The organism is Pseudomonas sp. LS2P72, assembly GCF_054897865.1.
Genome location: NZ_CM142708.1, coordinates 1402121 through 1414742, shown reverse-complemented (window position 1 = coordinate 1414742; position 12622 = coordinate 1402121). Strand labels below are relative to the sequence as shown.

Sequence of the window (12622 nt, the reverse complement as noted above, 5' to 3'; positions counted from 1 at the left end):
GCCCACGGGCAGGCACGGTCATCAATCATTTTGGATGCTCATGGAGCGAACAGTGATCACCTCGTCAACCGTCGTCAATTCAGTCGTAGAGAAACTCCGGGCCGCTTTGGCCCGTGGTCAGTGGCGCTCCGGCGAAATGCTGCCGGGGCAGCGTGAGCTGGCCGAACAACTGGGCATCAGCCGCCCGAGCCTGCGCGAAGCCGTCATCGTCCTGGAAACCCTCGGGCTGGTGCGCTCCATGCCGGGTAAAGGCGTGGTGGTGCTGGAGGCCAATCTCAGCGACAGCCAAAGCCACGACAGCGCAGTCGCCGGTGCGAGCCTGGAAGACGTGCTGCAACTGCGCTACACGCTGGAACCGTTCATTGTCGGCCTGGTGGCGCAGTCGATCAGCAGCAAGGAAGTCGGGCAACTGCGCCTGACCCTGATGGACATGCGTGAAGCGCTGGAAGCCAACGACAGCGAAGCCGGCGTGAACGCCTACATCGCGTTCCACGAAGAGCTGTTCACGCTGACCTCGAACCCGATCTTCCAGAGTGTGGTGCAACAGACCAGCAACGCCCTCAAGCAAAGCGCCGACGTGCTGCGCAACTCCCCGGAGCATTTGGCTGAGCGCCTTGAGGAGAACGAAGCCGTGGTGCGCGCTATTCGCAGCAAAAACAGCGCCCAGGCCAGCGCCGAGATGCGTCGGCACATCCTTCGGGAAGGCCAGCGGATGGGCATCGAATTGAACATTCCGGACGACAACCTCGCCAGTTGAGTCCGCTTCGCACTGGAGACAAGCCATGAACAGCTTCGCCTCACCGCAAACCCTCACTGCCCTGCCCTTCCCGCGAGCGAACACCGGGAAGCCGTCGGCGGATGATCTCTACTCACGGATATTCGATGCCATTCTCGAACAGCGCATCCATGCAGCCAGTCGCTTTACTGAAGACAGCCTGGCGCAGATGTTCAGCGCTCGACGCAGTGACATTCGTAGCGCGCTAACGCAGCTGTCCCATCAGCAGATCATTATCCTTCGGACCCACCATCGTCCCCGGGTCGCCGCGGCAGATGTCGAGCAGACTCGGCAGACGCTTCACGCCCGGCGACTGACCGAGCTCACGCTGGTACGGCTGGCCTGTCAGCAGCCTCGCCCGCAAGACTTCAATCGTCTGCGCGACTTGATCGATAGCGAGCGCCGGTGTCTGGAGCGCGATCAGCGTGGCCCAGCGATTCGGTTGTCCGGGGAGTTTCATTTGCAGTTGGCCGAAATGGCGGGGAATGCACCTTTGGCGCATTTTCTTGGCAGTCTGGTGCCGCTGACGTCATTGGCGATTGCGCAGTTCGATGCGCAGGCGGAGGGTTATTGCGTGTGGCAGGCGCATGAGGGGCTTCTCGATGCAGTTGAGCGTGGGGATGCTCGGAAGGCCGAGACGCTACTGAGCCGGCATTTGGATCTGCTGGAGGAAACATTGCTAAACACTGTTTCGGTTTCTAGCCAAAATCGTGTTGCCGGTTAAATCGCCATCGCGAGCAGGCTCGCTCCCACAGTTGATCCGCGGCGTGCACATACTCTGTGTCCACAGGAGATCCAATGTGGGAGCGAGCCTGCTCGCGATGGGGCCATAACAGACGCCGCCAATGCTTCAGGTTGCAGCCACCCGCGCAAACCCCTCACGGATTTTCTCTTCCGGCAAATCGTCGGCAATGAACACGATCACGCTTTCGCGCGTTTCATCGTCTGCCCATTCCGTGTCCCAATCGAATCCGTACAACTTCAACACCCCCTGAAACACCATGCGCCGCGGCTCGCCAAGGATGTTCAACACGCCTTTGTAGCGCAGCAATTGCTTGCCATGGTCTTCCAGCAGTTCGTTCATGAACTCGCTGAGTTTGTCGATATCCAGCGGCTTGTCGGTGCGCAGCACCAGGCTGGAAATGCGGTCGATGGACGGTGCTTTGCTCACCGGGCGCAGGCTGACGCCGCCACCCAGGTCGGCATTGAGATTGAAACCGCGCACGTCGAGCAATTCGGCCAAGTCGATCTTGCCGTGCTCGACCACACGGATCGGTGCGCGACGGTTGATGCGGGTCAGGCGCTCGCTCAGCGCGGTAAAGGTCGCCTCATCCACCAGATCGCGCTTGCTCACCAGCAAGCGGTCAGCGAAACCGATCTGCGCCTGGGCAATGGTTTGAGTCAGGTGAGTGTCGGCGTGCGCCGCATCGACCAGGGTAATGATGCCGTCGAGGATGTAGCGATCGCGCAGCTCTTCATCGATGAAAAAGGTTTGGGCCACAGGTGCCGGGTCGGCCAGGCCGGTGCATTCGATCACCAGACGGTCGAAGGCGATTTCGCCGTTGTCCAGCCGTTCGAGCAGCAGGTACAAAGCCTTGGTCAGGTCGGTGTGGATGGTGCAGCAGACGCAGCCGTTGGACAGCGTCATCACTTGCACCGGTTCGTCGCCCAACAGCTGGGTGTCGATACCGGCGTCGCTGAATTCGTTCTCGATCACGGCGATTTTCAGGCCGTGTTCGGCTTTTAGCAGGTGGCGCAACAGCGTGGTCTTGCCGGCGCCGAGGAAGCCGCTGAGGATTGTTACCGGGATAGGGGGTAGCAAAAGAAGGTCTCCCATACACTGAAAAAACTGTAGGAGCCTGGCTTGCCAGCGATGGCGTCTTCAAGATCGCTATCGCCGGCAAGCCGTGCTCCTACAGTGGTGTGTTACCTAAGCCTCGTGCTTCAACAGCACTTCGGCCCACCCTTGCCACCGTAACGAGCCTCTTGGCGTTCCCGGAAGAACATCTCGTAAGTCATCACCGGTTTGTCCGGGTGTTTGGTTTGCATATGCTCGACGTAATTGTCGTAGTCGGGCATCCCGACCATCAGGCGCGCGGCCTGACCGAGGTATTTACCGAGGCGACTCAGGTCATTGAACATGCTGCAATCCTCGATTACGCATCCGGCAGAGCCTGGAATGGCGCTTCTTTATCCGTACGTTCCTTGCTGCCCCAGGCGGAGATACCGACCTTGAGTGCATAGAACAGGATACTGAATACCACGAACAGGAACAGCGCGGTCAGCGTTGCGTTGGTGTAGGCGTTGAAGATCACGTGCTGCATTTGCGTAATGTCCTTGGCCGGGGCGAGGATCTGACCGTTGGCCAGCGCATCGCTGTATTTCTTGGCCAGCGACAGGAAGCCGATCGCCGGGTTGGCGTCGAACAGCTTGATGAAGCCGGCGGTGGTGGTGCAGATCAGCAGCCAAACGGCGGGCAGCATGGTCACCCAGACGTAGCGCTGGCGTTTCATTTTGATCAGCACAACGGTCGCCAGCATCAGCGCGATACCGGCCAGCATCTGGTTGGAGATACCGAACAGCGGCCACAAGGTGTTAATGCCGCCCAGCGGATCGATCACGCCCTGGTACAGCAACCAACCCCACATCGCCACGCAACCGGCGGTTGCGATCAGGTTGGCGGTCCAGGATTCAGTGCGTTTCAGCGCTGGCACGAAGGAACCGAGCAAGTCCTGCAGCATGAAACGCCCGGCACGGGTACCGGCGTCGACGGCGGTCAGGATGAACAGCGCTTCGAACAGAATCGCGAAGTGGTACCAGAACGCCATGGTGTTTTCACCCGGCAAGACACTGTGCAGGATCTGTGCAATACCGACCGCCAGGGTCGGCGCACCGCCGGCACGGGCCAGGATGGTGGTTTCACCGATGTCCTTGGCCACCGCTTGCAACGCTTCCGGGGTAATTGCAAAGCCCCAGCTGCTGACGGTTTGAGCCACAGCCACCACGTCACTGCCGACGACTGCCGCCGGGCTGTTCATGGCGAAGTACACGCCTGGTTCGATCACCGAAGCCGCCACCATCGCCATGATGGCGACGAAGGATTCCATCAGCATGCCGCCGTAACCGATGTAACGGGCGTTGACTTCGTTATCCAGCAGTTTCGGCGTGGTGCCGGAGGAGATCAGCGCGTGGAAACCGGAGACCGCGCCACAGGCGATGGTGATGAACAGGAACGGGAACAGACCGCCCTTCCACACCGGCCCCGTGCCGTCGATAAACTGGGTGAGTGCCGGCATTTTCAGCTCAGGCATGGTGATCAGGATGCCGATCGCCAACGCCACGATGGTGCCGATTTTCAGGAAGGTCGACAGGTAGTCACGCGGCGCCAGAATCAGCCAGACCGGTAACGAGGCGGCCACGAAACCGTAACCGACCAGCATCCACGTAATCTGCACGCCAGTGAAGCTGAACGCCTTGGCCCAGACCGGATCAGCGGCAATCTGCCCGCCAAGCCAGATCGAACCCAGCAGCAACAGCACGCCGACAACGGAGATTTCACCGATGCGGCCCGGGCGGATGTAGCGCATGTAAATGCCCATGAACATCGCGATCGGGATAGTCGCCATCACCGTGAAAATCCCCCACGGGCTCTCGGCCAGGGCCTTGACCACGATCAGCGCCAGCACCGCGAGGATGATGATCATGATCAGGAAGCAGCCAAACAGCGCGATGGTGCCGGGGATGCGGCCCATTTCCTCACGGACCATGTCGCCGAGGGAACGGCCGTTGCGGCGGGTGGACATGAACAGGACCATGAAGTCCTGAACGGCACCCGCCAGCACCACGCCGGCAATCAGCCACAGCGTGCCAGGCAGGTAACCCATCTGCGCCGCCAGGACCGGGCCGACCAGCGGCCCCGCGCCAGCGATGGCCGCGAAGTGGTGACCGAAGAGGATGTGTTTGTTGGTGGGGACGTAGTCCAGACCGTCATTATTGAGCACGGCGGGGGTGGCCCGTCGCGGGTCGAGTTGCATCACGTTATTAGCGATGAACAGACTGTAGTAACGATACGCAACCAGATAGATGGCCACAGCGGCGACCACAATCCACAAGGCGTTGATCGCCTCGCCTCGGCGCAATGCCACTACACCAAGGGCGCACGCCCCTACGATTGCCAGCAGCAGCCAGGGTAGGTGGCGTAGCAGGCTATTATTATTTTTCATTTTATGATTCCAGCCAGGGTGGACAAGAAAGACAGCCATCCCGAGTTTAGCGCTAACGGCCGCAAAGGCCATCCCCGACATGGGTTGAGCCATCACTTTGCTGGCAGCCTTTGACAATGCGGGTCTATAGTCAGCGAACATTTACGAGGATTGCGCCATGAGCGAGCACCCTGCCGATCGCCGCCGCTTCAAACGTATTGCGTTCGATGCCCGAACCGAGCTGAGCCAAGGGGAATTCATCTGGCCGGTGAAGTTGATCGACCTGTCCCTCAAGGGACTGTTGATCGAAAAGCCCGAACCGTGGCTGGGAAATCGGGAGTGGCATTTCCTGGTCGATATTCATCTCAACGAGGACGTCGCCATCAAGATGGATGTGCAACTGACCCACGATGATCATGGTCAGCTTGGGTTCGTCTGCCGACATATCAGCCTGGAATCCATCGAACGCTTGCGGCGATTGGTTGAACTCAACCTTGGCGACCCGCAAGAGCTCGAACGGGAGCTGGGGGCGCTGATCGAAATCTGAAGGCCAATCCCCGTACCCATGTGGGAGCGAGCCTGCTCGCGAATGCGATCTGACATTCAACATTTAAGTCGACTGACATACTGCTATCGCGAGCAGGCTCGCTCCCACAGGTTTTGTATCGACCTGAAAGTTACTCGAAGAGGGCATCCAGCGCCTGTTCCAGACGCGTTACGGCAATAATCTGCAACCCCGGCGGCGCTTCTTTAGGCGCATTGCCCTTGGGCACGATGGCGCGCTTGAAGCCGTGCTTGGCGGCTTCTTTCAAGCGCTCCTGGCCACTCGGCACCGGGCGTACTTCGCCGGAAAGCCCGACTTCGCCGAACACCAGCAGATCGTGGGGCAGTGGCCGGTTGCGCAAACTGGACATGACCGCCGCCATCAGCGCCAGATCGGAGGCCGTTTCCAGCACTTTCACCCCGCCAACCACGTTGAGAAACACATCCTGATCGTGGGTCGGAATGCCGCCGTGACGGTGCAGCACCGCCAACAACATCGCCAGTCGATTCTGGTCCAGCCCCAGCGTTACCCGACGTGGATTGGCCAGATGGCTGTCATCCACCAGTGCCTGGACTTCCACCAGCATCGGCCGCGTCCCTTCCCACGTCGCCATGACCACACTGCCCGGCACTTCTTCCTGCGCACGGGTGAGAAAAATCGCCGAAGGGTTGGAGACTTCTTTCAGCCCCTTGTCGGTCATACCGAATACGCCCAGTTCGTTGACGGCGCCGAAACGGTTTTTCACCGCTCGCAGCAAACGCAAACGCCCATCGGATTCGCCTTCGAAATACAGCACCGTGTCGACCATGTGCTCCAGCACTCGTGGCCCCGCCAATGCACCTTCTTTCGTCACGTGACCGACCAGGAAAATAGCCGTGCCGCTCTGCTTCGCATAGCGCACCAGCAACGCCGCGCTTTCCCTGACCTGGGACACGCCGCCCGGTGCCGATTGCAGTTGCTCGGTGAAGATCGTCTGGATCGAGTCGATCACCATCACCTTGGGTTTTTCCTGCCGGGCCGTGGCGATGATGGTCTCGATGCAGGTTTCGGTCATCACCCGCAGTTGATCCTGGGGCAAGCCGAGACGGCGAGCGCGCATGGCCACTTGCTGCTGGGATTCTTCGCCGGTGACGTACAGTGCCGGCATGACTTTGGCGAGGTTGCACAAGGTTTGCAGCAGAATGGTCGATTTGCCGATGCCCGGATCACCGCCGATCAACACCACCGAGCCGTCCACCAGGCCGCCACCCAACACCCGATCCAGCTCGCTGGACGCTGTGGAAAAACGCGGGATTTCTTCGACGCTGACTTCGGCCAGGGTCTTGATCTGTGCCTGTTGGCCGGTCCAGCCGGTGCGACCGCTGGGGGCTGCGGCGCCACCGCTCTCCACCATGGTTTCGGTCAGGGTGTTCCAGGCCCCGCACTCACCGCACTGGCCAGCCCACTTGGGGAAGGTTGAGCCGCACTCGGTGCAGCCGTACATGCGCTTGGCCTTGGCCATCTGAACTCCCGACAAAAACCGCGATGATAGCTCAGCTGGTGCGGATCAGCGCGGCGAAGTTACCCAGCGGATCTTCGGTAGCAACTTGTTCAGTCCCTGGAATATATCCACCGCACTACCAATCATAAAAACTTGTACAACTTATCACCCCAACATACCCAACCAAATACTGTTCTTGCCCAATGAAACAAAAATCGAAACCTGTACAAACCCTTATCACTTAGAACTTGAACGTACAATCCAACTGTTAAGCCAATTTTACAATACGAACAACCAAGCTAATTGCAATGTAATGGCATTCTCCACATCGAACACAAGGAGTTTGTTTGAGTGCGAGTCCGTACACCCTGTAAACCATTAACATAAAACTTCATATACGGCACATTGCCCTGCATCAACCCAGTGGTGCTAAAGCCCCTACTTTCTATGTTTTTTATCCTGCACCTCCCTCCACTCAGCAGAGATAAGCGATCGATGGGTAAAATGTCCTGCGGGCACGCTGGAGGCCCTACGTTAAAGCGGCCACCCCGAGCAAGAGTGATAGCATTCTCAAACTTTTTACCGCTGAGAAGGTCGGTAGCAGGCAAGCTCTGTAAGCAGTTGTTTCGAGCGCGATGCATCATGCTGATTTACACTGCGCGCACCAACCTCATCTGTAACAAGGAAATAACCTATGGGCGTGATAACTGAGTTCAAGGCCTTCGCGGTCAAAGGTAACGTGGTCGACATGGCCGTCGGTATCATCATCGGCGCCGCCTTCGGCAAGATCGTTTCATCGTTTGTCGGCGACGTGGTGATGCCACCCATTGGCCTGCTGATCGGGGGGGTGGACTTCAGTGACCTGGCCGTCACGCTCAAAGCAGCCAACGGCGATATCCCGGCGGTAATGCTGGCGTACGGTAAATTCATCCAGAGCCTGATTGACTTCATCATCGTCGCCTTCGCGATCTTCATGGGCGTCAAAGCCATCAACCGCCTGAAACGCGAAGAGGCCGTTGCGCCAACGCTGCCGCCGGTTCCGACCAAGGAAGAAGAGCTGCTGGAAGAGATCCGCGATCTGCTAAAGGCTCAGAACAATCGGCCTTGAACGCGTTAGTGAAATAAGAAACGGCGCCCTTGAGGCGCCGTTTTTTTACCAGTAGTTTTCCACCGCCACTTGCCCGGGTCGGCGACTGAGGCTCAAGTGCATGTGGCGCTGTTTGAGTAATTTGCGCGTGTCATCGATCATCTGCGGATTGCCGCAGAGCATGACTCTTGAATACTCGGCCGTCAGCGCCAGGCCTGCCGCCCGCTCCAGTTCGCCATTTTCGATCAGCGTAGTGATCCGGCCGCTCAGAGCGCCATGATGCTGCTCGCGCGTGACCGTGGTGATGAACTGCAGCTTGTGCGCAAACTCCGCTAAATAGTCGCGCTGGGCCAACCCGCTGACGAGGTCCTGATAAGCCAGTTCCCGGGCTTCGCGCACACTGTAGACCAGGATGATTCGTTCGAATTTCTCCCAGACCTCGAAGTCCTGCAGGATCGACAGAAACGGCGCCAGGCCGGTGCCTGTGGATAACAACCAGAGATCACGGCCGTCGACAAAGCGATCCAGCGTCAGGTAACCAAAGGCCTGACGCTCGACCAGCAGCGTATCGCCGACTCCCAGCCGACTGAGCTCACTGGTGAACTCCCCCCCCGGCACCACAATGGAGAAGAATTCGAGGAACTCGTCATAGGGCGACGACACCATGGAATAGGCCCGCCATACGGTGCTGCCGTCAGCCTTGGTAACGCCCAGCCGGGCGAATTGACCTGCGCGAAAACGAAAACCCGGATCCCGGGTGGTCCGCAGGGTGAACAGACTGGGGGTCAGCGATTGGACGTCGAGCAAGGTCTGGCGAGTGAATTTTTCTGCACTGGCGGTCATGGGGTGCTCCATTCAACAGATAGCCACAGTGTCCCGCAAACTGGAGGGCTTAAACACCGTTGATTTGTAGTGGTTTTAGCCAGGGCCTCATTCGCATTAACTTCACAGTACGACTTAACATTAACCACCCAGTTAACACACAAATCCAAGCCTGATTGTAATAAACCCGATATGTCGTTATCTACGCCAGTACTCCCTGACGTTAGAACCAGATACTTGCTTAAAAATCGCAAACAAAGCCAAAAATTCTCACACGAACACAGGAAACATCCTACACTCGGCTCGTGCCAGATCATTGGATCCAAAAAAGCACCCAAGTAACGTCACACCTGGAGAGACACAATGGAGAGGTGGAAGGAATCACAACTCAACCAATTATCGCGAACAACGGAGATTGATATTGCCTACCGGATATCACTGGGTTTCGCAAAAAATATAGGCTTTAAATTTTTCGCCTTTTCAACAACATACCCAATAAAAACTGACCACTTTAATACAGTCCAGCTCAACAACTACCCTACGGACTGGAACATTGAATATGAACAAAAAAATTTCAGCGCAATAGACCCGGTAGTGGCTCACTGCAATCACTCCAGATTGCCTGTCCTTTGGAGCGAAGAACTTTTTTCCAAGACCCCGTGCTTGTGGGATGCGCTTGAGAAACAAGGATTGCAGCACGGCTGGTCACAATCGGTCCATGACGAGGACAGTGGTGTTTGCAGCATTCTGAGCCTGGCCAGAAGCCATTGCCCGATCACTGCGTTTGAGCTGTATGAAAATCTCGGTTTTTCAGTGTTCATAGGGCGCCACCTGCATGCGTTGATCGCACAGACACTGCCCAGGAAATCGACCAAGCCATCCGTGCCGCATTTGTCCCCCCGCGAAATCGATGTATTAAAACTGGCGGCTGATGGCAAGACGGCGTATGAGAGTGCCATGATCCTCAACCTCAGCGCACGCACGGTCAATTTCCATGTGCAAAGCGCAATTCTGAAACTGGGGATCAATAACAAGATTTCGGCAGTCATCGCCGCCACCAAGGACGGAATTCTCAACAGCAGTGCGATACGCTGACCCAAAAAACCTGCAAGTAATCCAAAAGAAAAAAACGTACCATTTGCGGTCCTTCTTGAGTGTTGACGTGAGAACCTTCACGACGCAGTGCACTCGGACGGTCTCGCCCGCTACAACGCCCTTGGGCCGCGGGACACCTGTTGATGACCCCGTTGATTACCCAGAGCCCCGCCTCATGCCCTTGCTCGAAACACCCTTCGCCCGACTCGACCTGATCCGTCAGCCCGAACAGCAGAACGAACCGCTGCAGGCATTTGATGCCGCAGACGAATACCTGCTCACCCATCTGGCTGACCAACAGCCCTCGGCCGACACTCGGGTTCTGGTGCTCAACGACAGCTTTGGCGCATTGGCCGCCAGCCTGGTCGGCAAGGTTCAAGTGATCAGCAGCGGTGACTCGTTCCTGGCCTTTCAGGGACTGGAAAAAAATCTGATCCGTAATGGCCAGGCGTTTGATGCGGTGCCAAGCGTACCTGCCAGTGAGGTTTTTTCAGGCCCCTTTGACCGGGTACTGATCCGGGTCCCGAAAACCCTCGCCTTGCTGGAAGAGCAATTGATTCGTTTGCAGGGTCAACTGGCGCCGGGGGCTCAGGTGATTGCTGCAGCGATGATCAAGCATTTGCCCCGAGCCGCGGGCGATCTGCTGGAACGCTATATCGGCCCGGTGCAAGCGTCGTTAGCGGTGAAGAAGGCTCGGCTATTGATCGCGACCGCTGAAGTCAAAGCGCCCGTTGTGTCCCCCTACCCGACCCGCTATCAACTCGACACCCCTGAGATCGAACTGCTGAATCACGCCAATGTGTTCTGCCGCGAAGGCCTGGATATCGGCACGCGAGCGTTTTTGCCGCACCTGCCAAAGAACCTCGGCTCCGCGCGGGTTACCGATCTGGGATGTGGCAACGGGGTTTTGGCCATCGCCAGCGCCCTGCAAAATCCCGAGGCCCACTACACGCTCGTGGACGAGTCGTTCATGGCCGTGCAATCGGCGGCCGAAAACTGGCGCGCGGCGCTCGGTGATCGGGAAGTGATCGTACGGGCTGACGATGGTTTGGCAGGTCAGGAACCTCAGTCTCTGGACGTGGTGTTGTGCAACCCACCGTTTCACCAACAACAAGTCGTTGGCGACTTCCTGGCCTGGCGCATGTTCCAGCAGGCCCGAGAGGCTCTGGTCGTCGGCGGTGCGCTGTACATCGTCGGCAACCGTCATCTGGGTTATCACAGCAAGCTTGCGCGGTTGTTTCGCGGCGTCGAGCAAGTGGCGGCCACACCCAAGTTCGTGATCCTTAAAGCCCGAAAATAATCCCAGACAAAAAAAACCTCCAGCACAGGAGGGTTGTAAATCCGTGCCGCAAGGCAACGGGATGGGATCAGGCGCAAAAAATCAGTGGGTCGTCAGGCCCGCGGCATTCATGAACATGCGCATCAGGCTGGCCACGATGAACAGCGCCACAACGCTGCCGGTCCAGATCATCACCAACCAGCCGAGTCGCTGCCAGAGCGGCTTTTTCTCTGCTGCTTCGATTTCCTGCAAGGAATGTTTACCCGTCTTCATCGCAATCTCCTCTGAAGAAATGACGCAGGTATCAGCCCTGCGCCACTGTCGCGCGTTCTAGTGATAGCCATCTTCGTGGGTGACCTTGCCGCGGAACACGTAGTAGCTCCAGAAGGTGTAACCCAGGATGAACGGGATGATGAACAGCGTGCCCACCAGCATGAAGCCCTGGCTTTGCGGCGGTGCGGCGGCGTCCCAGATCGAGATCGACGGCGGCACGATGTTCGGCCACAGGCTGATGCCCAAACCGCTATAGCCGAGGAAGATCAGCACCAGGGTCAGCAGGAATGGCGTGTAGTTCGCATTGCGAGCCACCGCGCGGATCAGACCGTACATGGTCACCAGCACCAGAATCGGCACCGGCAGGAACCAGAACAGGTTTGGCAGGGTGAACCAGCGGGCGGCAATCTCGGCATGGGCCAGCGGGGTCCAGATGCTGACAATACCGATCACGGCCAACACCACGAAAGCCAGCGGTCGAGCCAGGTCATGCATCTGTTCTTGCAACTTGCCTTCGGTCTTCATGATCAGCCACGTGCAACCGAGCAGCGCATAAGCCACCACCAACGCTGCGCCGCAGAACAGGGTGAACGGCGTCAACCAGTCCAGTGAGCCACCGGCAAATTGGCGATTGACCACCGGCAACCCATCAATGAACGCACCCAACGCAACGCCCTGGAAAAAGGTGGCGGCGATCGAGCCACCGATGAATGCCTTGTCCCAGAGATGGCGCTTGTCGTCCTTGGCCTTGAAGCGGAACTCGAAGGCCACGCCACGGAAGATCAACCCGATCAGCATAAAAATCAACGGCAGGTACAACGCCGAAAGCACCACCGAATAAGCCAGCGGGAAGGCGCCGAACAACGCCGCGCCCCCCAGCACCAGCCAGGTTTCGTTACCGTCCCAGACCGGTGCGACGGTGTTCATCATCACGTCACGATCGGTCTTGCCCGGAATGAACGGGAAGAGAATCCCGATCCCCAGGTCGAAACCGTCCATGACCACGTACATCATGATGCCGAAGATGATGATCACGGCCCAGATCAGCGGAAGATCAATACCCAT

At 58.0% G+C, this 12622-nt stretch carries 13 protein-coding genes; 6 read left to right on the top strand and 7 right to left on the bottom strand.

What is annotated here, in order from left to right; genetic code table 11:
• Positions 1 to 52: 52 nt before the first annotated feature.
• Positions 53 to 757, top strand: a complete 705-nt coding sequence (locus ACYZUA_RS06505) for a FadR/GntR family transcriptional regulator (RefSeq protein WP_309675112.1) — start codon at positions 53 to 55, stop codon at positions 755 to 757.
• A 25-nt stretch (positions 758 to 782) separates the two neighbouring features.
• Positions 783 to 1499 (top strand): GntR family transcriptional regulator, encoded by a 717-nt coding sequence (locus tag ACYZUA_RS06500; RefSeq protein WP_461962459.1) that lies wholly within the window; start codon positions 783 to 785, stop codon positions 1497 to 1499.
• A gap of 126 nt (positions 1500 to 1625) precedes the next feature.
• Here the strand turns inward: ACYZUA_RS06500 and yjiA are convergent, their stop codons facing one another.
• From yjiA to ACYZUA_RS06485, 3 genes are all read right to left on the bottom strand, one after another.
• The gene (gene yjiA / locus ACYZUA_RS06495; RefSeq protein ID WP_461962458.1) at positions 1626 to 2612 is read right to left on the bottom strand and encodes a GTPase; all 987 of its coding nucleotides are present in this window, start codon (positions 2610 to 2612) and stop codon (positions 1626 to 1628) included.
• A 107-nt stretch (positions 2613 to 2719) separates the two neighbouring features.
• On the bottom strand, positions 2720 to 2917 hold the full coding sequence (locus ACYZUA_RS06490; RefSeq protein WP_008154232.1) for a YbdD/YjiX family protein: 198 nt from the start codon (positions 2915 to 2917) through the stop codon (positions 2720 to 2722).
• Positions 2918 to 2931: 14 nt separating this feature from the next.
• Positions 2932 to 4998 (bottom strand): carbon starvation CstA family protein, encoded by a 2067-nt coding sequence (locus ACYZUA_RS06485; RefSeq protein ID WP_415759055.1) that lies wholly within the window; start codon positions 4996 to 4998, stop codon positions 2932 to 2934.
• A 157-nt stretch (positions 4999 to 5155) separates the two neighbouring features.
• Here ACYZUA_RS06485 and ACYZUA_RS06480 point away from each other — a divergent pair, with 157 nt between their 5' ends.
• On the top strand, positions 5156 to 5524 hold the full coding sequence (locus tag ACYZUA_RS06480; protein WP_283181750.1) for a PilZ domain-containing protein: 369 nt from the start codon (positions 5156 to 5158) through the stop codon (positions 5522 to 5524).
• Positions 5525 to 5654: 130 nt separating this feature from the next.
• Here ACYZUA_RS06480 and radA read toward each other — a convergent pair whose 3' ends face one another.
• Complete coding sequence (gene radA, locus ACYZUA_RS06475; protein ID WP_008149143.1) at positions 5655 to 7022, bottom strand: DNA repair protein RadA; 1368 nt, start codon at positions 7020 to 7022, stop codon at positions 5655 to 5657.
• Positions 7023 to 7695: 673 nt separating this feature from the next.
• Between radA and mscL the strand changes: the two genes are divergently transcribed.
• Positions 7696 to 8109 carry a large-conductance mechanosensitive channel protein MscL gene (gene mscL, locus ACYZUA_RS06470; protein ID WP_461962457.1) on the top strand — a complete coding sequence of 138 codons (414 nt, stop codon included), beginning with the start codon at positions 7696 to 7698 and terminating at the stop codon, positions 8107 to 8109.
• Between the two features lie 45 nt (positions 8110 to 8154).
• Here the strand turns inward: mscL and ACYZUA_RS06465 are convergent, their stop codons facing one another.
• Complete coding sequence (locus ACYZUA_RS06465) at positions 8155 to 8931, bottom strand: ferredoxin--NADP reductase (protein ID WP_461962456.1); 777 nt, start codon at positions 8929 to 8931, stop codon at positions 8155 to 8157.
• Positions 8932 to 9273: 342 nt separating this feature from the next.
• Here ACYZUA_RS06465 and ACYZUA_RS06460 point away from each other — a divergent pair, with 342 nt between their 5' ends.
• Entirely contained in the window at positions 9274 to 10005 is a 732-nt protein-coding gene (locus ACYZUA_RS06460) for a helix-turn-helix transcriptional regulator (RefSeq protein ID WP_461962455.1), read from the top strand.
• 175 nt (positions 10006 to 10180) lie between these two features.
• Positions 10181 to 11305, top strand: a complete 1125-nt coding sequence (locus ACYZUA_RS06455; RefSeq protein WP_461962454.1) for a methyltransferase — start codon at positions 10181 to 10183, stop codon at positions 11303 to 11305.
• Positions 11306 to 11386: 81 nt separating this feature from the next.
• On the opposite strand, the gene ACYZUA_RS06450 is transcribed toward ACYZUA_RS06455, so the two are convergent.
• Positions 11387 to 11557: a DUF2474 domain-containing protein gene (locus tag ACYZUA_RS06450; RefSeq protein WP_461962453.1), complete on the bottom strand. Its 171-nt coding sequence runs from the start codon at positions 11555 to 11557 to the stop codon at positions 11387 to 11389.
• Between the two features lie 57 nt (positions 11558 to 11614).
• Positions 11615 to 12622 carry a cytochrome d ubiquinol oxidase subunit II gene (gene cydB, locus ACYZUA_RS06445; protein WP_461962452.1) on the bottom strand — a complete coding sequence of 336 codons (1008 nt, stop codon included), beginning with the start codon at positions 12620 to 12622 and terminating at the stop codon, positions 11615 to 11617.

Coding starts and splice junctions, on each gene's coding strand:
- ACYZUA_RS06500 (WP_461962459.1), top strand. CDS start 783: ATGAACAGCTTCGCCTCACCGCAAACCCTCACTGCCCTGCCCTTCCCG.
- yjiA (WP_461962458.1), bottom strand. CDS start 2,612: ATGGGAGACCTTCTTTTGCTACCCCCTATCCCGGTAACAATCCTCAGC.
- ACYZUA_RS06490 (WP_008154232.1), bottom strand. CDS start 2,917: ATGTTCAATGACCTGAGTCGCCTCGGTAAATACCTCGGTCAGGCCGCG.
- ACYZUA_RS06485 (WP_415759055.1), bottom strand. CDS start 4,998: ATGAAAAATAATAATAGCCTGCTACGCCACCTACCCTGGCTGCTGCTG.
- ACYZUA_RS06480 (WP_283181750.1), top strand. CDS start 5,156: ATGAGCGAGCACCCTGCCGATCGCCGCCGCTTCAAACGTATTGCGTTC.
- radA (WP_008149143.1), bottom strand. CDS start 7,022: ATGGCCAAGGCCAAGCGCATGTACGGCTGCACCGAGTGCGGCTCAACC.
- mscL (WP_461962457.1), top strand. CDS start 7,696: ATGGGCGTGATAACTGAGTTCAAGGCCTTCGCGGTCAAAGGTAACGTG.
- ACYZUA_RS06465 (WP_461962456.1), bottom strand. CDS start 8,931: ATGACCGCCAGTGCAGAAAAATTCACTCGCCAGACCTTGCTCGACGTC.
- ACYZUA_RS06460 (WP_461962455.1), top strand. CDS start 9,274: ATGGAGAGGTGGAAGGAATCACAACTCAACCAATTATCGCGAACAACG.
- ACYZUA_RS06455 (WP_461962454.1), top strand. CDS start 10,181: ATGCCCTTGCTCGAAACACCCTTCGCCCGACTCGACCTGATCCGTCAG.
- ACYZUA_RS06450 (WP_461962453.1), bottom strand. CDS start 11,557: ATGAAGACGGGTAAACATTCCTTGCAGGAAATCGAAGCAGCAGAGAAA.
- cydB (WP_461962452.1), bottom strand. CDS start 12,622: ATGGGTATTGATCTTCCGCTGATCTGGGCCGTGATCATCATCTTCGGC.